The 22065-nt window shown below is 42.3% G+C and carries 12 protein-coding genes and 2 pseudogenes; 4 read left to right on the top strand and 10 right to left on the bottom strand.

The features are described from left to right. Positions 1-8: 8 nt before the first annotated feature. Entirely contained in the window at positions 9-1637 is a 1629-nt protein-coding gene (locus E5355_RS05605; RefSeq protein WP_246866892.1) for a RagB/SusD family nutrient uptake outer membrane protein, read from the bottom strand. 25 nt (positions 1638-1662) lie between these two features. Beyond that, positions 1663-4674: pseudogene (locus tag E5355_RS05600) on the bottom strand (SusC/RagA family TonB-linked outer membrane protein); the annotation flags it as partial. A gap of 432 nt (positions 4675-5106) precedes the next feature. Between E5355_RS05600 and E5355_RS05595 the strand changes: the two are divergent. From E5355_RS05595 to E5355_RS05580, 4 genes are all read left to right on the top strand, one after another. Further along, positions 5107-6327, top strand: coding sequence for an ATP-binding protein (locus tag E5355_RS05595; RefSeq protein ID WP_136009519.1), 1221 nt, complete (start codon positions 5107-5109; stop codon positions 6325-6327). Between the two features lie 346 nt (positions 6328-6673). Next, positions 6674-6916, top strand: a complete 243-nt coding sequence (locus tag E5355_RS05590) for a DUF3791 domain-containing protein (RefSeq protein WP_136009518.1) — start codon at positions 6674-6676, stop codon at positions 6914-6916. Further along, positions 6913-7404: a DUF3990 domain-containing protein gene (locus E5355_RS05585; RefSeq protein ID WP_136009517.1), complete on the top strand. Its 492-nt coding sequence runs from the start codon at positions 6913-6915 to the stop codon at positions 7402-7404. Before E5355_RS05590 ends, E5355_RS05585 begins: the two co-directional genes overlap by 4 nt. Then, the gene (locus E5355_RS05580) at positions 7385-7618 is read left to right on the top strand and encodes a hypothetical protein (protein ID WP_136009516.1); all 234 of its coding nucleotides are present in this window, start codon (positions 7385-7387) and stop codon (positions 7616-7618) included. Before E5355_RS05585 ends, E5355_RS05580 begins: the two co-directional genes overlap by 20 nt. A gap of 789 nt (positions 7619-8407) precedes the next feature. On the opposite strand, the gene E5355_RS05570 is transcribed toward E5355_RS05580, so the two are convergent. The 8 genes and pseudogenes from E5355_RS05570 to E5355_RS05535 all read right to left on the bottom strand — a co-directional run bounded on the left by E5355_RS05570 (position 8408) and on the right by E5355_RS05535 (position 22050). Next, entirely contained in the window at positions 8408-10120 is a 1713-nt protein-coding gene (locus E5355_RS05570; RefSeq protein WP_136009515.1) for a M64 family metallopeptidase, read from the bottom strand. An 81-nt stretch (positions 10121-10201) separates the two neighbouring features. Further along, complete coding sequence (locus E5355_RS05565; protein WP_136009514.1) at positions 10202-11065, bottom strand: hypothetical protein; 864 nt, start codon at positions 11063-11065, stop codon at positions 10202-10204. Between the two features lie 21 nt (positions 11066-11086). Further along, complete coding sequence (locus E5355_RS05560; protein ID WP_136009513.1) at positions 11087-12634, bottom strand: RagB/SusD family nutrient uptake outer membrane protein; 1548 nt, start codon at positions 12632-12634, stop codon at positions 11087-11089. Between the two features lie 31 nt (positions 12635-12665). Then, positions 12666-15440 (bottom strand): annotated as a pseudogene (locus E5355_RS05555) (SusC/RagA family TonB-linked outer membrane protein); the annotation flags it as partial. 781 nt (positions 15441-16221) lie between these two features. Continuing rightward, the gene (locus tag E5355_RS05550) at positions 16222-16413 is read right to left on the bottom strand and encodes a hypothetical protein (protein WP_136009511.1); all 192 of its coding nucleotides are present in this window, start codon (positions 16411-16413) and stop codon (positions 16222-16224) included. Next, positions 16400-16984: a zeta toxin family protein gene (locus tag E5355_RS05545; protein ID WP_136009510.1), complete on the bottom strand. Its 585-nt coding sequence runs from the start codon at positions 16982-16984 to the stop codon at positions 16400-16402. The genes E5355_RS05550 and E5355_RS05545 overlap by 14 nt, the downstream gene beginning before the upstream one ends. A gap of 409 nt (positions 16985-17393) precedes the next feature. Beyond that, positions 17394-19034, bottom strand: coding sequence for a RagB/SusD family nutrient uptake outer membrane protein (locus tag E5355_RS05540; protein ID WP_136009509.1), 1641 nt, complete (start codon positions 19032-19034; stop codon positions 17394-17396). 28 nt (positions 19035-19062) lie between these two features. Further along, complete coding sequence (locus E5355_RS05535) at positions 19063-22050, bottom strand: SusC/RagA family TonB-linked outer membrane protein (protein WP_256371989.1); 2988 nt, start codon at positions 22048-22050, stop codon at positions 19063-19065. Positions 22051-22065 lie beyond the last annotated feature (15 nt).

The following is a 22065-nucleotide window of genomic DNA, read 5'->3' as shown; positions in this document are numbered from 1 at the left end:
TTCATTGGTTAATTGTTACCTGGTGCAAACTCCCCTATCGGAGTAGGACGTTTAGCAATAGCACCGGACGGGTCCGGATTGTTCATTCCCTGAAGGGCAGTATTTGAATCGACCTCGGTCTTAGGAATCATCAATGTCCAGTTGGGCTTCACACCTTTACAGTTTATCTTGAAGATATCTTCTATAAAGTTGGTACCCTCATAATTCTGAATGACATCCGGTTTCAGACGTTTAGCCGTAGGGAATGCGATTCCCTCACCCCAGAACTCGATACGCATCTGCTTCAACACCTCAAGTTGGAAATTACGCAAATCACCCGTACTGAAATTGTAATTGCTCTGGCGGTACTGCTTCATAAAGTTATTCAACAACTGTACGCCTGCTGCCACATTCTGGCTGGCACCTATTGCTTCAGCCTCTATGAGATACATCTCTTCCACACGCATCACGGGAATATCTGCAGCCGCACCCACAGAATAAGTGTTATAGTCACCACCCACGGGACGGAACTTCAATGACATATAATCCGGCTGTTCATCCAGCCATGCATTGCCTCTCACTGACTGGTAAGCGTAAGTACTTCTGTCCGGGTCAAGGTAAGAATATTTGCGGAAATCGGTAGCAGGAATCGCGTCATAAAGTGAACGTGCCATCTGGAGCTTAGACAAAGAAGCATATCCCCAATCCGCTTCATTGGAAATGTGACCAATGAAATTAGCAAGATTACCCATATTGGAAGCCGTGGGGTGAAGGTACCACATCCATGCAGAAGTAGCCGTATTGAAACCGGTAGTGGGATTATGCCACTGTGATTCGCTCATAGGTGTTGCTCCCGACTTATCAATAGCCTTGCGGGCATACTCGGCAGCTTTAGCAAACTGACCATCCCACATATATACTTTAGCCTTCAAACCGTATACGACCGCCAAGTCGGGGAAGTTCTTACTGACAGGTGTATAAGACTCCAGACCTATCTCTGCCTTGTCAAGGTCGGCAAGAATGAAATTCACCAATTCTTCGTGGGTTGCACGCGGATTGCTCTTCGCAATGTCGTTAGTTGTTGCCTCAGTCACGATGGGCACCGTCAGCCCCAGTACCTTGCTACAATCGGTATAGATGTTTTCTACCGGTTCGAAAAGTACCATCAGCGTATAATAGTCCAATGCACGGAAAGCATGGGCTATACTTCCAAGCCCACGCATTTCATCGGTAATTGTGGGATCAGTCACATCAACGGCCGCAATCACGTCATTGGCCGATTTAACGAACTTATATAGGGTGAAGTAAGGCAAATATGAATAATAGCCGGTGTCGTTCATACCATTATTGGCATTGAAGCGCCACCACCAGTCATATCCGTAATCCGTAGCCACGACATCACCCAGCAGTTCTGTCTGGGCCAACATCAATGAGGGATAAGCAAGGTCGGTCTCATGTGTTTGCTTACCGTACACCAGATAGCCTTGTACCATTTGCGATGGCAAGCCATTAAGCGAAGCCTCAATTGCTGTTGCCGATGCACCAATCTGATCGGAGGTCGCTGTAGAATCTTCGGGAAAAACCTCTTCTATACAGCCGGTCAATACCGTGGCCGATACGACCATAACCGAAAATAGTTTGAATATATTCTTCTTCATAATCATTGTAATCTATATATTAGGTTTAGAACTCAAATGACACACCACCGGAGATGGTACGCATCGGTGAATAGAAAGTAGCATTGGTTGTCTCGTCGTATGACTGACGTGGGTCGAACCCTTTACGTTTAGACCAATAGAAAACATTTTCTGCCGACATATACACGCGCAATGAGTTGATGGCCAACTTTCTTGTCCACTTGGAAGGTAACGTGTAGCCCACATTAATATTCTGGATATTCAAGAAGCTTGCATTTGTCAAGAAGCGCGTAGACATTTCCCCTGAATATTGGTCGTTCATCTGGAAACGAGGGATATTAGTATTTGTGTTCTCAGGAGTCCATGAGTTCAGCAAATCTTTATGGTAGTTGTAACCAGCCGTACCATAAGGTGACGACATAAAGTAAGCATACGTACCATCATATTGCTTACCACCAATCTGGTAAGTGAAGTTTATGCCGAAGTCCACGCCATATACTTTCAGTTTGGTACCGAAACCACCATACACCTTAGGTATTGAGCTTTCCTCTGTGATGTAATAGTCAGCCTGAGCATGATTCGTAGTCGTTTCACGTCCGGTGATATTGCCGGCCTCGTCCTTGACATTCTTATAGAACAAAGACTCACCCTTTTCATTCACTCCGGCATACTCCTTCAAGCGCCATGTAAACATAGACAAATCCTCACCAATGAAGAAGCTTCCGTTAGAATAGCCCTTATATCCTTTTCCATCAGCTGTATACTCAGTAGTAATCAACTTATCAGGATCAAGCATCGTAATACGGTTCTTCAAGGTTGAAATGTTCACATTCACATCCCACGTAAAGTTACGTGTATCGAAGATATTCACATTGAAGTCCATTTCCACACCACTATTGACCATGTTACCAACGTTGTCCATATAGGAAGCATAACCCAATGAGGGAGCCACGGTAAATGAGAACAACATATCCGAAGTCTTACGTCTGTAGTACTCGATGCTACCGGTTACACGGTTCCACAACTGGAACTCTGCACCGATATTGAAGTTAGTGTTGGTTTCCCAAGTGATGTCTTTAGTGCCCTTAGATTTAAATGAAGTACCAAGGCTGTTGTTAGAGTTGATAATGTTAAATCTATCCGTATAGAGGAAATCACCGATATTGTCATTACCTTGTGAACCAATAGAAGCCTTCAACTTCAGTTCCTGCACCCATGAAGCATCAAACCAGCTTTCTTTGTTGATAAGCCACGCACCGCCTACCGACCAGAATGTACCCCAGCGATGGTCCGGATGGAAACGGCTGGAAGCATCACGACGCAAAGAAGCCGAGCCGAAGATGCGTTCGTCATAATTGTATTGCAAACGGCCGAAGAAACCTTCATTGTTACGACGCTCTTTATAGGAAGAAGCACCTTGTCCGTCGATAATGGCACCGTCCAGTTCTTTATTATCTTGAGAGAACATCTGCGACTTGCTGGCAGCCAGAAAGTAATAACGGTAATCATAATATTCATGACCCAAAAGGATGTCGAAGTTATTGTCGCCAAACGAACGGGCATAAGAAACAAGTTGTTGCAAGTTGTAATCGTAAGTACGTGTATGATACTTGCTCACTGTACCTCCGGTGGAGTCAAACTGTCCGTAGTAGGGATTGTACACGTAAGAAAAGCGTGTCTCATCCAAGTTGAAAGCGCCATTGAATGTCACCTTCAAGCCTTCTATAGGAGTTATATCTACAAAGGCGTTGCCGTTAATGGCATTTCCTTCAGAGTTTCTGGTATTAAGTTTATTATCCAGAATAGGGTTGGCATCAGCAATGAAAGGACGCTGCATACCTGCGTTGATACCGCTACCGTAGTCCATCATTCCAATACCATTATTATCCATCATGATGCTACCGTCAGCATTGCGCACGTAGGCAGGATAGATGGGAGCCATTTGGGTAACAAACGCCCATATATTACCGATAGACGAACTGGTACCATTGTTACTCAACGAGTTGGAATCAAAACGTGCATATCCCATATTGCCGCCAATCTTCAACCACTTCTTAGCTTGATAATCAGCTTTCAAACGACCAGTCAAACGTTTCAGGTCAGAGCCTTCAGTGATACCCTCATTTCCAAGATAACCTAAAGAAACATAGAAAGAGGACTTTTCATTGGCTGCGCTCACCGAGAAGTTGTATTCCTGACGCAGACCGGTACGCATTCCCACATCTTCCCAATCATCCGGAGTCAGCAGATAGTCACGTCCTTTATAATTCACAACTCTACCCAATGTAGCGTTGGGGTTGAGCTTACCATTCTGCCCGATGAGGAACTGTCCATCGGGAACCGTATACACATTGTACCCCAATCCGCCATTGGAGCCAAACAGATTCTTGTTTGCCTCAAGCCATGCAGCTTGGTCATTCATTCCCGTTGACTTATAATAATTGTTCATGGCACGATAATGCATCTCGTAGTACATGCCAGGATTGTCAATCACTTCATATTTCTGCAACGCTCGAGTGTTAGCACCCCACTTAGCATCAAAAGTCACCTTAGCCTCTCCCGACATATTGGCCCTTTTGGTAGTGATGATAATTACACCATTAGCACCACGAGCACCGTAAAGAGCATTGGAAGCCGCATCCTTCAATACTGTCATTGACTCAACGTCGTTAGGATTGATATTATTAATATCACCGCTATAAGGAGCGCCGTCCACAATAATCAGAGGGTCATTCTTTGCATTGATTGAGCTAAAACCACGAATCTTGATGGATGACTTTGAACCCGGAGCACCGTCATTGGAAGTCAGTGTCACACCCGGCACAGCACCTGCCAAGGCATCAGTAACATTCGTCACTTGCGACTGCTCCAGCTTTTCGGTACCAACCACCTTAGCCGAACCCGTAAATGCAGACTTCTTTGCTGTACCGAAAGCAACCACCATTACCTCATCAAGCATCTCAGTATCAGACTTCATCACCACTTTTAAGCTGGGTTTTATTGCCACTTCTTGGGTCTGCATACCAATATAAGAAATCACCAAAGTTTTCGCGGAACTACAATAAGTGTATATTGTTAAAAAACAATTGTTTACGTCTACTATAGAACAGAGTTTATTCTATTGTATATTATCTATAAAGGTATACGGCAAAGGGAGGTAAATATCTCGAAGTACCCATTTCATACCGTTTTGAATAATTAAAAGCTGATAATGAGCGCGTTATTGTAACATTTCATTCTACTCTTTTAATTGGTGATGTACTAATTAACCCAATAAATGTTTTTTATTCAAGAATAACGATAGATTATATAGAGGAATTTATCTTGAAAGATAGATCTTAGCCGTAAAAGCTCCAAAATATTTTTTTGTTGAGAAATATTTAGTTTATAGGTATTATGTATAATGGATAAATACAAAAGATGTGTAAAAAGATTCAATTATAATTGAAAGATTTATATCTTTGCGCATAAACTAAAATCGTGTTTGAATATGAAAAATTATATCTCCCGCCCTTTATACATAAGAAGAATTGAACCGTTTATTGATAAAAGTATAATAAAAGTAATAACTGGCCAACGTAGGATAGGTAAAAGCTACATTCTTTTGCAGATATCAGATCTCATAAAGAAGAACATACCGGAAGCCAACATTATTTTTGTAGACAAGGAGCAGCTTGCCTTCACGGAAATTAGGAACTACATGGATCTTTATCAATATGTTTTAAAGAAGGTTATTGGGCATAATCATAACTATCTTTTTGTAGATGAAATCCAAGAGGTTGAAGAATTCCAATTGTGTCTGCGGAGTTTATTGAATGAAAATAAATGCGACATCTATTGCACCGGAAGTAATGCTAAAATGCTATCCAGTGAACTTGCTACTCAATTGGCAGGAAGATATATAGAATTTCCCATTCATTCACTTAGCTACGGGGAATTCTTAACTTTCAATCAATGTCAAGATTCCACCGAAAGTTTAAAACTCTATCTTACATTCGGAGGTATGCCATACATTCATAATCTAACAATGGACAAGAATGTCATATTCGAGTATTTGAGAAACGTTTATTCTACTATCCTACTAAAAGATGTGGTTGCCCGTGAATCAATCCGGAATGTATCTTTTTTGGAGAATCTCGTAGCTTATCTGATAGATAATACCGGCTCTCTTTTTTCTGCCCAGAATATTAGCAAATATTTAAAGTCGCAGCATGTCAATATTCCCACGCAGACAATTCTGAACTATCTAAAGGCACTGTGCAATAGTTTCTTTATTTACAAAATTCAACGAGCAGAAATCCAAGGGATGAAAATCTTTGAGATTGGTGAGAAATATTATTTTGAAGATTTGGGATTACATAATTCCATACGGCATTTTGATTTTCGAAAAGACATCAACAAGTTAATGGAAAATGTTGTATGCATTGATTTGTTAAGATATGGATATGAAGTATATGTCGGAAAGAGTGGAAATAAGGAAATTGATTTTATTGCTTCCAAAGACGACCATAAAGTCTATATCCAAGTAGCGTATATGCTTCCCGATGATGCAACCGTTCAGCGAGAATTCGGCAATCTTTTGGAAATAGCAGACAATTACCCCAAATATGTAGTTACAATGGATGAAATACAGAGCGGGGGAAATTACAAAGGAATCAAACAGATTTCACTGCGAAACTTTTTGTTGGCAGAGGATAAAGAAAGATTGTAAATCTATAATTTAATTTCCAACATGAGAAGAGTAAATCAATAGGCTTTTCAATTTTTAGACAAGTTCTTTGAGATATGACTACTGAAACGAGCTGAATGACAATAAGGCAGATATTAAAAAGCCGCTCATTTCACAATGGGCGGCTTAAAACACTTTATTTATAAAAACACTTTGAAGGTAGTGTAAAATATATTTTCGCAAATTATCTCTAATCCTATTTGCATAAAGGGCCCTTAAGTTCAGATATGGAATTCGCCTTATTCTTAGAAAAAGTAAAATTGTCGTTAAAACAAGAAAAGGATAATGTAACTTTTTCTATCTTTGTTCTTATAGATTAACAAGCAATATGGAGGAACTAATGAAAGGAATGTCTTTGAATGCTGCAAAAATAGAGTTGATGGTTTTTGTGATTGACGAGTTTGCCAAATTGCATGGCTTAAAGTATAAACAGGCTTATAGCTATTTGGACTTTCACGGTGGACTTGCTTTCTTGGAAAAGCATTATGATGTAGAACATACACTTTCTTTTAATGAAATCCTTTCCGATGTATCGCAAGTTTGTATTAATAGAGGAGGAATGATTCAATGAAACTGTATCATGGTTCCAATACGATAATCTCAAAGATTGACTTATCCTTATCAAAGCCCAACAAGGACTTTGGAAAAGGGTTCTATCTTTCAGATGACAGAAGTCAAGCGGAAGCAATGGCGTTACGTACCGTTGAAAGGAATGAATGCGGGGAAGCGATAGTAACTGTTTTTGATATTGATGACGAAAATCTTAACGATTCCTCATTAAATATTAAGACTTTTGAAACTTACAATGAAGAATGGACTTTGTTTGTAATGAAAAACCGATATGAAAATGTCGGACATGAGTATGATATTGTCATAGGTCCAATTGCTGATGACAGAATCGGACTTCAGATTTTGAATTATTACAATGAAAACATTGATTTACCCACTCTGGTGAGGAAGATCTCATATAAAGGAGGCATTCATCCGCAATATTATTTTGGTACGGACAGAGCAATAGAACTATTAAAGTTTGTAGAATATGGAACAGTTTTCAGATAATGAAATACGTTATGCAGTCAATAGCATTGCTAAAGATATCATTACGCGATTGGTGGAAGTGGAAGGACTTTCCATACTAGAAGCTATGCGATTGTTTATCCAGTCGGAAACATTTGCCAAGCTTCAAAATGTCAAAACCGGATTGGTCTTTCAGAGCTATCTTTATATATATAGCTTTTTAGAAAATGAGATGAAGAAAGGGATAAGTGAATAAAAGAAAGCAAAAAACTGTAGTAATTGGGTAGGAGGTAAATGTTGTTCATAAAAGGCATTTACCTCCTACTTTCACATTTACCGACCTCCCACACCACCGTACGTGCCGTTCGGCATACGGCGGTTTCGTGCTTTTACACCTTACGGTGTGTGGCAAGTTGTTTTCAGCCATCCCTTCGAGATACGTCACTTCTATTCTATTGTCGGATTCCGTCCTATCGTGTGAATAGAGAGTTCCTTTTCGGACATCTGACTACAAAAGACTCTCAAGGTAGCAGTCATTTACTGTTGCACTGCACGATTCAGTCCTTCCCTATAGACAACCCGTGTCTTGGGTACTATGACCTCTGCTGACTTCTCACGACAAGCTTTACTCCGTCATGGTACATCGAATACCTCATCTTCACCATGCGTTCGTGAGACCTCCTCGGATAAGGGCATTATCTTTCCATCTTATACCCACTTCATTTACACCGACCGTTCCGAATAGCTATAGGGCTTTGGTTTGTTTAGCAACCTTACCCACAGTCATATGCCTTGTATGAAGTTTCTGTTCGTTAGGTCAGATGTTGGCCGCCAGCTTCCTTCAGATTTCACCTCACGATGAACACCCTTGCTCTTGGCTATGTAATTCCCGCTATTAGGGCTTACTAGGGACTTGCACCCGTTAGATAATGCTCATGCCGAGCGTACTAAAAAAAGCCGTATCGCGCATTCGACACGGCCCAGGAAGAGAATATACAGGTTGTAAAATCAACGTGAATCCATACCTTTTCAGTTTGGATACTTATTAAAAATGTCCCATATATCGAGGAGCAGCAAATGGTTTGTTCATAGATGGATTGATGTTTGTATTACGTGTACTGGTAGATTGTGGTAGGTGAGCCAAATCAAAAGCGACAAACATTTCGTAATCATATTTCCATTCGGAACCATGGGCTACGTGCATCACGCGCTTATAGATGGCTTCACGCGAGGGAGCATTAAAACCATGTGTGTTGCTGCGCATCATGCTCTCTAAGGTAGGACGCCATGCACCGCGCCAATATGTGCAAGCACCTTCATAGACCCCTAGTGTTTCGCCATAAAAATCTTTTCCTTGATAGCGTTTGTCATTCAGAAAGTGTTTCCACAACACTTCTTCGCGGTTGTTGGTGAAATCTACGTTCATGGCCCAGCCCAGTTGTTGCTGCATTCTTCGGTTTTTTTCTATCTCTGTAGCAGGGATAGTACCGTATTGTTCATACGAATACTCATCAAGTAGTTTGGTAAAACCATGCCCAATGCATTCATGACACAGCACCCTGCGAAACATTTCATCATCCGGTCCGTTAATGATGGGACAATAGCCGATGGCAAACTCTCCCATATTAGCAAATCCGAAGTAGGTGGTGCCGGCATATTCTTCGGTATTGAGCACAACGATGACCATTACTTCATTAAGCAGATTTGGATTAGCTTGCAACTCAGGCACAAGTGCGGCATACTCTTTTACCAATGTATGATTGCCGGTAATACCAGTGCTGCCACCTCCTTCCAGTTTACAACTGAAACGAGTACTATATGCTCCACCAAATGCATTGTTTTGTGATACGGCAGTCACCATCCACACATCAAAGTATTCGCGCAACGATTGTACGGGTTCCTCGGAAAAGAAGTTTTCCATGGCTTTTTCCATCATTTTATAGTAGTAATTGTCTTTGGTATCTATTTCGATGTCACAATCCAAGAAGCCATCACCCATGATGACGATAGGTACTCCATTGCCCTTGCTGTGCCTTTGCAAGACTTTTACTTTCTTATCCTTGGTGGTCATGTCTGTAGAGATACCTACCTCATTGGCATTTTGACAAATGGAGATGCGTGGTGATTTCAAGAACACGTTGGACTCATTCTGCATATCTACGGCATATATTTGAATGTTAGCTTTTCGCTCCACCAGTTTATGATTAGGCAGGATGGTCAGACTGATTTTTTCATTTCGTAGAGTTTTGGTCTGGCTGTTTGGCTCTTGCGTAATCCACTCGGGTATCCCATTTTCTGCTACAAGCATAAAATGGCAATTCTGTAGGTTTGAGGCAAAATCAATGTCAATCTTGCCACCTGTTGCAGGGATTGTATATAAGGTCTGGATTACGTTCAACACCTCAGTTTGTTTTTGTGTGAATTTTATTTCCTTGGTAAGTCCGGCCGAAGTCAAAATCAATGTACCGGTGCGGTCTTCGCCGGTACGGTTATCTTCTTTAGCTAACAAGGAAAGAGTTATGTCCCCTGCTTCCCCTTTCATTGAGGAAAGTACTACCCAATTGACATCTACCTGCGCCTGCCAGGCATTGTTACAGACAAAATGGATGTCCAATTGGGCATTCGCCTGCGGTTCCATCACCAGGTTGCCCGATTGTGCATGAACATCCAAAACCGGTGTTACTTCATCGTCCGAACAACTACTGATAGAGGAAATCACTCCCATCAAAAAGATAAGTACGTAAAATCTTGTTTTCATAACGTTGATGCATTATTATGTTATAAGAAAAGGGCACCAAAATGGCACCCTCTTCTTTTAAATCAAACAGACAAGTGCTGCTTATTTGCGCAAAGTGACAGGAACAAGCGTACCATTCTTATCGGTATAGGCAACATACGCACCAAACCAACCGGCACTAACATAGAATCCTACACCAAAATTTTCAGGTGTATTTAATGTGATTATGCCTGATTCATATACACCGATAATATCAGTCTTGTAGGGAGTTACACCAGTACCTGTAAATTCACAATAGGGGAACAACACATTTCCGTATGAAGAATGAGTTCCAATAACTTGCGCTCCGGGGATTGTGATGTTATATTTCGTACCAGGTATAACTTCTTCAAGGTTGATAGTAAGCAAACCACCGAATCCAAGATCTAAGTAAGCTACATCGTTGATTCCCTCTTCCATGCTGAGCATGCACTTTTCGCTGCTGACTGCGCCATCAAATGGGCTGTATCCAGAAAGCGTATAAATGCCTTCCAACGGATTGTTCTCTTTCAGTTCTACTGTGCAAGTTTTGATATTCCCTATGGTTGCACCTTCTACGCTTACAATTTCGAACGTAATGGAACGACCACTTTCGATGGCATCATTAGCTACGTTTAAATGAGCTTCAAAATTGACAGTCTCAACGCCTTCGGGCATTACCAATGTTTCGGTAGTCACAATCACGTCTTTGTTGTTCTCGAAGTTGGCGGTACTTCCACTCATTTTGGCCGTTACCCGAACAGTACCATTGTGGTCGCCTGTGAGTACAATGGGAATTTGTAACATAGAGGTACTTTCTCTTGTAGTTATGGTTGCTTCACCAAACTCAACCGTGGCGTTACCCAAGTTCATAACCTCTTCATCATCGTCGCAAGCAACAAAGGTCAACGGTAAAAGGAAAAGAACTAATAATTTAAGATATTTCATATTTACGTCTTTTTTTAATGATTAATAACCGGGATTCTGTTGGTTTCTGATTTGAGGATTCACGTCCGTTTCAGCCTTGGGAATAGGCCATACCATACGGAAGTCATCAGCTGCCTTCTCAAGGGCGGTAGTAATTTCTGAATCGGGGAACAATACCAAGTTGGCATCCTGTACATTGTTCTGGCGATTTACTCCCAATCCCCAACGCTTCAAATCGGACAGGCGGAATCCTTCACCTACCAATTCCCTGTGGCGCTCATCGCGGATTTCAGCCATCAGCAGGTCGGCACTGTTGAAAGTACGGTCTGTATAACCTTCAATACGGTTGCGCTTCAAATCGTTCAGATATTTGGCAGCTTCGGTAACGTTGCCCTGGCCGGCGTATGCTTCGGCAGCAATCAAGTACTGCTCGGCAATACGGAATGGCTTGGACTTGTTTGTGTAGTGATTATCTACGCCTACTATAGTATAGATATCGGGATTACCGGGATATTTGTCGAACATATAGATGTTACCTTGGGCACCTGTAGCTACATTCAATGTGAAAGGAGCAAAGAAAGCCGCGAAACGGATATCATTCTTCTCATACAAATCTACCAATTTACCTGTCGGGATGTAATCCGTTGTTACTTTAGCAGGATCTTCCTGATATTGTCCCCAGAAAGAGGTTCCGGTTGCACTGCCCAATTCGTCCGCACTCATGTAAATCTGCCACATCACCTCGCTGCTCATATCATTCACCCACATGCCGCGGAATGTTTCGGCCGAATTAACCAAAGCATATTTGCCGGCAGCAATCAGTGAAGTGGCAGCAGTAGCAGCGGCAGCATAATCTTTCATCTGTAATGCTACGCGTGCCTGTAAAGCAGTCACAACATCTGTGGAAATGTAATTGATAGCAGACTTGCCTTTGTCCAAGGCAAGTCCAATGTTTACTAATTCTTTGGCATTGTCCAAGTCGCTTATAATCTGTGCAAAAGTCTCTTTCATGGAAGAACGCCCCGGATAGACAGCTGAATTAGAAGTTGGAGCGTACGTCAGTTGTAACGGCATTCCTAAATCCGCATCTGCGCTGGCACTATTGTATGCCTTACAGAAGTGATTGGCTAAATTGAAATATGAAAAGGCTCTTGTAAAGTAGGCTTCACCAACGTATGCTCTAATTTTAGCCATGTCAGCATCGCTAAAACTGGTATTGCCTTCTTTAAGTTTTAGGTAGCTATCAATAAAATAGTTGCAACGTGCAATCAGTAAATAGTAATTGCTCCAGTAGTTTTGGATATTTCCATCAGAACTTTGAAAATCCCAACGGTACATATTTCCATATGAATTGGAGTATCCTACCGTAGCATTGAAGTCATCGCACTGCATTTCGGGCAATAAAATATATCCACCGGTAGTCAATCCGCGGTAACTGGAATATAGACCGACTCGCGCATTGGCAAAGTCGGTGGTACTGGTCATGTATAAAGACTCTTCTACGGCATTATATGGATATTTCTCCATGTCGCAGGAAGAGAATCCAGCGGCAAGAAGAGCTGCCGCTAATAATATATGTAATTTCTTCATATCTGTTTATCCTCTTTTTATGGTTAATGGTTTAGAAAGTCAGTTCTACACCGAATGAGAACTGTTTGGTATTCGGGTAGTTGCCTAATTGTATATTGCTGTCAATTTCAGGATCGTATCCTTTGTACTTAGTCACAGTCCACAAATTACGTCCTACGAAGAATACTTTGGCGTTTTCCATAAAACCGGTCTTCTTCATCCAGCGTTGCGGGAATGTATAGCTTACGGTTAGGTTCTTCAGACGCATGAAAGAAGCATTTTCCAGCAAGTGCGTATCAAACTGCATCGGAGAGTCTACGCAAGAGATATTGGTAATATCACCTGGTTTTTGCCACATAGTCAGCATTTCAGTTGTTTGGTTATTCTTAGCTGCAAAGGTAGGATTCTCCGTGAACCAACGTTCGTTGTTTACCATGTATTGTCCCAACATGAACGAGAAATCAGCTGCTACGGTGATACCTTTCCAACTTGCACGTGTACCAAAACCGCCTGACCATGGAGCATAGCGCTGTTTACCTGTAAATACAGCATCATCATCAGAAAAGTTTTTGGTCAGGTTACCATTTTTGTCATACCACATGTTGTAACCATCACGTGAATCTACGCCTGCCCAACGTACATAGTAATATTCACCGTAAGGCATACCTTTCTGCAACTTCAAGCCGGTATTTGCCAACACATATTCGTCCAAGCCGTTGAACAGTTCCGTAATCTCGTTCTTGTTATAGTTCACGTTAGCCGATATGCTCCAGTCTAAGCCGTTTACATTCTTTAAAATGTCCACATTGGCAGTAATATCCACCCCACGGTTCACCATACTGGCTACATTACCCCAGCCTGTACTGAATCCGGTTGTATAAGAGTAAGGAATTTCCATCAACATATCCTCGGTCTTGCGCTGATAGTATTCCACATCCAGGCTTACGCGGTCGAACAAGCGAGTGCTTAATGCCACGTTGGTGGATTTCAGAACCTCCCAAGTCAAATCCGGATTGGCCGGATTGGCGACAGCCGTACCTGAAGTTCCCCCATAAAGCAGACCGGTACCAATCAAACCGAATGACATGTAGGGATCCAAGCCCAAGGAGTTACCAACCGAACCGTAGCTGACTTTCAGTTGCAAGTCGTCCAGCCAATCCACATCATTCAAGAAAGCCTCTTTCTTCAAATCCCACATGGCGCCTGCCGACCAGAAATTACCCCACTGGTTATTGAGTCCAAACAAAGAAGAACCATCGCGTCGGAAAGTGGCATCCAAGTAGTATTTTTCATCGAAGTTGTAGCTACCAGTCACAAAGTAAGAATTGAACACAGTGTTGTTCTTGCTGTGTGACGGCATCTTGGGAGTAGCACCGGCAGACATCAGCATCAGTCGTGTATCTGTCAAACCTTCTACAGACACACCAAAGCTTTCATTCTTACGGATAATAGACTCTTGTCCCAACAAAAACGAGAAGTGGTTTCTATCCCAAGCCGTGAATTTGTATTCGGCAGTGTTCGTATAAGTAAACGCATAGTAGCGTTGGAACGATTCTTTTGCAGTACCGGCATCTTTAAACGGCTCCATAGGAAGAGCCACTCCGGAAGTGCGGTAGTCAAAAGCTTCCATAGCCTGTGCAGCGCGGATGTTTAATCCCTTGATAGGGTTGATGTTCACATAAGTATTCCCATTGATACGAGCCATTGTATTGTTTCCCGGCTGGATTTCAGACAAGTAATAAGGGTTCCAATAGCCCAGTTCATCAAAGAAATTCAAACGGTCGCCAAATCCGAGGAAGTTGCCGTTATCATCTTTCAAAATCTCATAATAGGTCTGGGTAGGACGGTAAACACGTGAAGCGTATGCTTTGTTATAAACGCTGTTTCCACTACCACCAAATGCAGTAGTAGAATATTTCTGATAAGATAGGTTCAGGTTGATACCTGCTTTCAACCATTTGTTGATGTTCGATTCCAAGTTGGAACGCAAGGTTTCACGACGCAGATTGGAGTCATCCATGATACCGTCAGCATCATAGTGTCCGAAAGCAAAGTAATAGTTGACAGCATCTGTACCACCAGAAACATTCAAATCATATTGTTGTACAGGCGCAGAACCACCGAAAAATATGTCTGCCCAGTCAGTAGAAATTCCGTTGTTGATATAGAAGTTTTTCTTTTCCTGGAAAGCAGCATTGTTTTTCATAGACGGATCAAGAGCCTCTTGGAAGTTCAGCCATTGTTGAGCATTCATCATTTCCACATTGTCACCTGTCATGCGGGAGACACCATATTGTGCACTGATATTAATGGTAGCCTTACTTCCTCTCTTACCTTTCTTGGAAGTCAAGATAACAACACCATTGGCTGCACGTGAACCGTAAATAGCTGTAGAAGAAGCATCTTTCAATACAGTCATACTTTCGATGTCGTTTGGGTTAAGTGCAGTAAATGTGCCAGCAGAAATTGGTGAACCATCCAAAATGAATAACGGCTCAGAAGAACTACTAATAGAACTTACACCACGCAAACGCATGCGTACTGATTGACTTGGTTCACCACTTGGAGTGAAAACTTGCAAACCGGCAACTTGTCCTTGAAGGGCGTCAGCAACATTTGCTACGGGCTTCTTTTCAAGTTTTTCACTGCCTACCGCAGTTACTGAACCTACTACCGAACCTAGTTTCTGTCCCGAACCATATCCGGTAATCACAACCTCTTCAAGTAGCTCAGAGTCAGATTTCATGACTACTCTTACGTGAGATTTAATCGCCACCTCCTGCGTCTGCATACCAATATACGAAATTACCAGAGTTTTCGCGGAACTATAATATGTGTATCTTGTTGGTAATAAAGGATGTACAATAATTCAAGAAAGCTTCAAAAGGAAGTGTTCCCCTTTGGGAGATACTCTATACATGTTCACTATACATGACAATCTACTTATATGATACTATCTGTAATAGTAATGTGCTGATTTATAGTAGTCTGATTCTATACTAATATGTTATAATCATAACGTTAGGATTTCTTTTTTTAAAGAATGAATGAGTATGTCAACATCTATCGTTTAGTTGTTTTTTGTCAATTATTTACTTGTATTGTTTGTTACATCCATGAAAATGTAAAGCATTATATAAAATATTATTGAAATTATAAAGGTTACATAGATACCATCTTACCCATTTATCCATTTTATGCTTAGAACACTATGCAATTGTCCTTATTTTAAATGGAGATATCCGTTTGTTTATTCCAAATACAAAAGTAATTGAAGTAAAGAATTCTGTAACTGCGAAAAACTACCATTGGGAGTATGTCAAAAATGTAAACCTCCCTTTTCGGATGGAAAAACGATTGTTCAGTCAAGGTTTAGTTCTTTAATTCCCCAAAGATTTATGTAGTAAACAATGTTTTTGTTTTGGCTTACATTTTCCTAATGGGGAAGGCTTCTTGTAAGGGAATATAGTCTATATAGAATAACGAAGACTGAGTGGATATATTTCTTATTATAATTCAGGGTAATAAAGAATGTACTCTTGTAATCCGCGCTGATTCTCGTATCGTGCAAACAATTCAGGCTTGTGTTTATTGAAGAAAGAATACTCCTATTGCTTCAGTTCTTCTCCATAAAGTCTATGTAGCATGATACGTGCCGGTACACTTTTAATCTCTCCATTGGGCAAGCCTTGTATAATGCATTCATTGCGCAATGCTTTTTCCTCAAGCATACGACGTTCGGCTAATGCCAAACCGAAATGTAACTTTTCGCTCAGTTCTTTTCTCTCATTCTCTGACATAACTTTGTATTTTATTAAATCGTTCAATATGATGTATATGCATTTCCATTCCTCGTCCGCCTTCAGCAACAATAATACGGGGTGTCTCGCTATTATCTGCCAATAGCCAATAGTCCACACGGGGCATATAAATATTGAAAAAGTTATTGATACCTGCTTGATAACGCCGAATCACAACCTCTTTGGGAATGTCGTGCCCACCATTACGTACACGTTGGGCTACACGCTGAATAGCCAAGTCGGGCGAACTCAACCAGAAATATATTAAATTGACTTTATATCCTTGCTCTTGCGCACGATGGACAAGGCGGGTGTAAGTTCTTGTGGCAAGTGTGGTTTCTATAGAAAAGTTTTGTTGATTTCTCAGCAATTCATTAATCCTTTGTAACATCAACCGTCCGGCTTCAATAGCCATACTTTCGGGATTGAAAGGAGATAATCCACGAGCTATTTCATCTGCATTAACAAACTCCTTGCATTCCAGAACATCCGGTAGCACAGTGTAAGATGCCGTAGTCTTACCAGCACCATTACAACCACTAATGATGTAGAGTTGTTTTTTAGAATCCATATTCATGCATTTATCTAATTGCAAACATACGACATTTTTATAAGATTATGGATAATTGATAGTTATTGTTTTTTAAAAGTTGATTGTTCCGCAGGTATGAGAAGTACAGGACTCTTTTGAGAACTCCACATTTCTCACATATCATCTATCCTTATTTTCTTCTTGATGAAATATCTGTTTACCAAAGTACGTTTTACGAATTGAGGTGGAGCAAAGTACTTGCCTTTCCCACTTGCGCTATATAGATAGCCCTCCCCTCTAGTGATCATTGATGAATACCAAATGGCAGGCAAATATCCTGAGAATAGTGTGGAAACGCTTTTATTGTTCTCCTCTAATAACAGAGGGAATGCTTTATAGCATCCCCTCTCTCAAAAAACACTTTATTTATAGAATAATTCCGGTAGAATTATTTTCCTCCAAGATTCAACTCATCGTTGTAATCAGTTTCATTCAGAGGTACATCCCATGTCCATTTGTTGACACCGGAGGCAGGAATGGTTTTTGCAACGGAAATGTGAGCATTACCACCTTCGGCAAAACTGTGACGGACTATGTCGCGGTTCCATCTCTTGTAGTCGCTCCATGCAAAACCTTCACCCCAGAGTTCCAATTCGCGATAGTCCATAATTTCATTCCAAAGAGCTTCGCCACTCTTGTCGCAAGTGTATTCAGGATTACGTCCGGAAGTGGCATTCAGTTCTACCAGTGAGGCACGAGCAGCAGTCTCGTCATTCAAGAAATAATTAGCCTCTGCCTCTACCAATACCATTTCCGATGAACGGATGAAAGGCAGGTAGCTGACGCCCGGAATGTCGAATACATAAAACTTCAGTTGTCCGCCCAAATGCATGTAACCGGCCTGATAGGGAGCCTCCAGGCCACTGACCGCCATTTTCTGACAATAGGCAGCTGCATCTTCCCAAAGAGCATCTGCTTTTTCCGCATCATTTCCCATTCCAAGAATGCCGTAGCCTAAATCCATGGCTGAACCGTCATTGAAGTTATAGCCGGGAAATTTGTCTTCGGTTAGGAACAATGCTTTACGGGCATCGTTGTTAGGAATGCGGTTAATCAATTCACGACCAATAGAACCTGCACCGGTCTGTTGAGTGCTCGCATAATATCCGTTGCATGCATACTGAGTACCATAACTCCAATACCAGTTATTCTCTTGTGCACTACCAAAGCTTCCGAAAATCCATTCACTGGTCGGATTACAGAACCCTGCATGATATTCTGCATTGCTCATGAGTGGGTAGTTCTGGCGAGCCAGCTTAGCTTCAGTCAATGCTTTGGTATAATCTTGCTTGGTAAGAGCGGCACGGGCGTAGATGGCATGTGCCACATTGATGTTCGGCATCCATACTTGTGAGGCATTACGGTCCATACCGCTTTGCTCAAACAACATAATGGCTTCATCCAAATCTTTATAAATCTGTGTATATGTTTCAGCTAATGTGGCATAACCTTGTCCATCGGTAGATTCGTCCAAACGAAGTACTATCCCCTGCGAAGCGCCATTGTTGGAATCTTGCCAGCGCCAGCAATAGTAGTGTACCAGTTTTTCGAAAGCATATGCACGAAAAGTCAGTGCAGATGCCTTGACAAAATTCCTTTCCGCTTCCGTACCTTCGGCATTGTCTATATTGGCAAGAATGGTGTTAGCATTACCTGCAATGGTATAATAGTAATACCATGCGTAAGCATCGTAAATGGAGTTGGTACGCGTATGGAACTCTTGATTGAAGATAGGAGACCATCCGGATGCATAGACGTTGTAATTGTAATTTTCACTCGGGTAGCTTTCGTACTGAATCATTATGTTGTTCTCACCAGCAAATCCACTTCCAAAATAGGAGTGTTGTGTCGTCATGATTTTGGCGATACCGTTCAATGCCTTCATGGCATTGGCCGTGGTACCTACGGCATCGGTTGCTCCGGTTGAGTCAGTAGGTGCTGTATCCAGATAGTCACCGGCGCAAGAAGACACCAGCATCATACCTGCCAATAGGCTTCCTGCGAACAATTTATTGATAATCTTTTTCATTTCTAATACAAATTATATGGTTATACCTTTAGAATTTCACAGTCAGTCCGAAGTTATAAACACGGGCTGTCACATACGTATCGTCCGAACCTCCGTTGAAGGAATACTGCGGATTCAATCCTTTGCGTGAAGTCAATGTAAAAAGGTTCTCTACACCGGCAGTCAGCGAAAGGCCTTCTATACCTACACTTTTCAGCCAACGCTTGGGCAAGCTGTAGGAGAGATTCAGGTTCTTGAATACGAAGTAAGAAGAGCTTGTCAGCCAGCGGTCACTGGTGGCATTCAGGTCGGACGATTTGTAAAAGTCGGCGCGCGGAGTTCCATTCGGATCAATGCGATTGGCAGAAGTTTCTGTCATTCCCGCAGGAACTTCTTTCCAAGAATTCAGGATGTCCTTGTGGTAAGCGCTACCGGCAGCACCGGATTCGGACACCCCCATCAAGCTGGCATAACTACCATCGTATGTTTTACCGCCTAAAGAATAAGTAAACAGCATGTTCAAATCCCAGTTTTTCCAAGAAAGAGCCGAGCTGATAGAACCGTAAACCGTAGGGAGTGCACTACCGGCCCAGTCACGTTTGGCGTATGAAGTCGCGGTAGCATAATCTGTACCATTGATGGTAGTCAATGCACCGGCTTCTTGGGCAGCGGATTTCTTGTCCGGGTCCAGTGTATAGAGAGAGGTACCGGTCATTTGGTCTACACCTTCGAAATGATAAGTGTACCATTCGTAGATGGAGTGTCCTTCGGAATAGTTTTGCATACCATGCAAGATGTCCTTTCCATCGGGCAGTTTCACGATTTTATTCTTCAGGAAAGTAGCGTCTACACCGATGTTCCATTTCCAGTCATTGTTGTTGATGACATCGGCATTCAAAGAAATTTCCCAGCCACGGTTGGACACGGTACCGATATTCTTGTATTGCGTCAGGTTCATCGGGGCACTGTCGTCAACCCAAGGATAAGAACCGGCAGAAAGCGGCAGGCGTACCTCAAACAGCAGGTCTTTGGAACGTTTGTCGAAATAGCCTATTTGGAAGTTCAGACGGTTGAACAGACGCCCCTCTACGGCAACATCCACCGTCTGTGTAGTTTCCCACTTGATGTCCGGTGCTGAAAGTGATTGTTTTACCAAAGCGGCTTCACCACCGTTCTTGTCAATGGTATAAAGAGCCATGTGACCATAAAGGCTTACGCCCATATTGTTACCGACTTCACCATAGGACGCGCGCAACTTCAAGGCATCCACCCAATCTACATCTTGCAAGAAAGCTTCTTGTTTCATGTTCCAGCTGGCACCAACAGAATAGAAGTTACCCCAGCGATTGTCCTTGTGGAAGCGTGAGGAACCGTCACGACGGAACGAACCTTCTACGAAATAACGGTTGTCATAATTGTACTTTACGCGTGCCAGATAAGACTCCGTCTTGTCCTCATCATCACTTCCGGAAAAATAAGAGTTGTTGAGGAAGTTGCCCATCGTGAGGTTTCCGTCTACAGCCATACCGGTGTTCATTCCGGAAGTGTACTTGCGCTCCCAACTATAGTTCTCGTGAGCCACCATAGCTTCCACGTTGTGTACCTGATTAAATTGATAGTTCCAGCTCAGAATTTCCTGCAAGGTTATAGTCTTGTATTGGTAGGCATAACTTGTCAAACGACCGCCATTCGTAGCACCGTCTCCAATTTCGGGATTGTCATATTTCTTATTGTTCGAAGTGCTGTTGTTCAGGTCACCTTTTACAGTTAATGAAAGTCCATACGGCAACGAGATGGTAGCAAAAGCTTGTCCACCCAATACGTTGCGCACACTTTCCTGCTTATTATACAACATTTCGTAAGCGATGTTGCGGTTACTCAGATAAGATGACGTGGTGTCATAGATTCTGTTACCATCGGCATCCAATTGGTATGTACCGTCGGCATTGTGCATAAACAACGGATAGACCGGAGCCATATAACGGGTAATGTAGAACGGATTGGCGTAATAGCTGCCGTTGGCATTACTGTTATAGTTACGCTTGGTCCACGAGCCGGTCAGGTTCACGCCACCCTTAAACCATTTGTTAGGCGTATAAGTAGTGTTGATACGCCCGGAGAAACGTTCGTAACCTGTGGCTTTTACATATCCTTTCTCATTCAAATAGCCTATGGAAGAATACACGTTGTATTTCTCTCCCGAAGTGGCAGCGGAAAGATTGTATTCCTGACGGTGTCCCGTGCGTTCGATGGCATTCTGCCAGTCCAAGTCGTCATAGCCAGCCAGACGAGTGGCAATCAGTTTACCGCTATTGTCAAACAACTTATCATCAGCGGCATTGTAGATATTACGACCGATAGATTCACTAACCACGTGTCCCGTGGCGTATGCGGCAGCATCGCTTGCCGACATGCCGGCATTGCTCATCATGGCATTCTTCTTGGCCATCCAGGTAGCTTCCATCCAGCGGTCTGCATCCAGACGGTCGTACTCGGGAATACCTCTGTTATACATACCTTGATTCATTTGCAGCGTAATACTCGGTTTGTGAGTGTTCCGTCCGCTCTTGGTTGTAATGATGACAACACCGTTGGCAGCACGGTTACCGTATAATGCAGCGGAAGCAGCATCTTTCAAGATGGACATGCTTTCAATATCATTAGAGTTTAGTTCGGCCATGTTTCCATCGAAAGGGACTCCGTCCACTACATACAGAGGATCTGAAGCACCTGAAACCAATGTACCAAAACCACGGATACGGATGCTGGGGGCAGAACCGGGTTCACCATATGTATTGTTCACTTGTACACCCGGTGCGGCACCTTCAAGTGCACCGGTTACGCTGGTTGTGATGCGCTTCTCTATTTTCTTATTGTCAACCACCGAGATAGAACCGGTCAACGATTCTTTTTTAGCAGTACCGTATGCCACTACCACAACCTCATCCAAAGCTTCTGCATTGCTTCTCATTGTCACTTTCACATGTGACTTAATCGCCACCTCCTGCGTCTGCATACCAATATACGAAATTACCAGAGTTTTCGCGGAACT

The organism is Bacteroides muris (ex Afrizal et al. 2022) (assembly GCF_004793475.1).
In the GTDB taxonomy this organism is placed as follows: domain Bacteria; phylum Bacteroidota; class Bacteroidia; order Bacteroidales; family Bacteroidaceae; genus Bacteroides; species Bacteroides muris.
This window is presented reverse-complemented; position numbering and strand designations above follow the sequence as displayed.

Bases quoted from the DNA above. Each gene is read 5' to 3' on its own strand.
- E5355_RS05550 (WP_136009511.1), bottom strand. From the start codon at position 16,413: ATGTCAGAGAATGAGAGAAAAGAACTGAGCGAAAAGTTACATTTCGGT.
- E5355_RS05595 (WP_136009519.1), top strand. From the start codon at position 5,107: ATGAAAAATTATATCTCCCGCCCTTTATACATAAGAAGAATTGAACCG.
- E5355_RS05560 (WP_136009513.1), bottom strand. From the start codon at position 12,634: ATGAAGAAATTACATATATTATTAGCGGCAGCTCTTCTTGCCGCTGGA.
- E5355_RS05545 (WP_136009510.1), bottom strand. From the start codon at position 16,984: ATGGATTCTAAAAAACAACTCTACATCATTAGTGGTTGTAATGGTGCT.
- E5355_RS05540 (WP_136009509.1), bottom strand. From the start codon at position 19,034: ATGAAAAAGATTATCAATAAATTGTTCGCAGGAAGCCTATTGGCAGGT.
- E5355_RS05580 (WP_136009516.1), top strand. From the start codon at position 7,385: ATGGAACAGTTTTCAGATAATGAAATACGTTATGCAGTCAATAGCATT.
- E5355_RS05590 (WP_136009518.1), top strand. From the start codon at position 6,674: ATGGAGGAACTAATGAAAGGAATGTCTTTGAATGCTGCAAAAATAGAG.
- E5355_RS05570 (WP_136009515.1), bottom strand. From the start codon at position 10,120: ATGAAAACAAGATTTTACGTACTTATCTTTTTGATGGGAGTGATTTCC.
- E5355_RS05605 (WP_246866892.1), bottom strand. From the start codon at position 1,637: ATGAAGAAGAATATATTCAAACTATTTTCGGTTATGGTCGTATCGGCC.
- E5355_RS05565 (WP_136009514.1), bottom strand. From the start codon at position 11,065: ATGAAATATCTTAAATTATTAGTTCTTTTCCTTTTACCGTTGACCTTT.
- E5355_RS05585 (WP_136009517.1), top strand. From the start codon at position 6,913: ATGAAACTGTATCATGGTTCCAATACGATAATCTCAAAGATTGACTTA.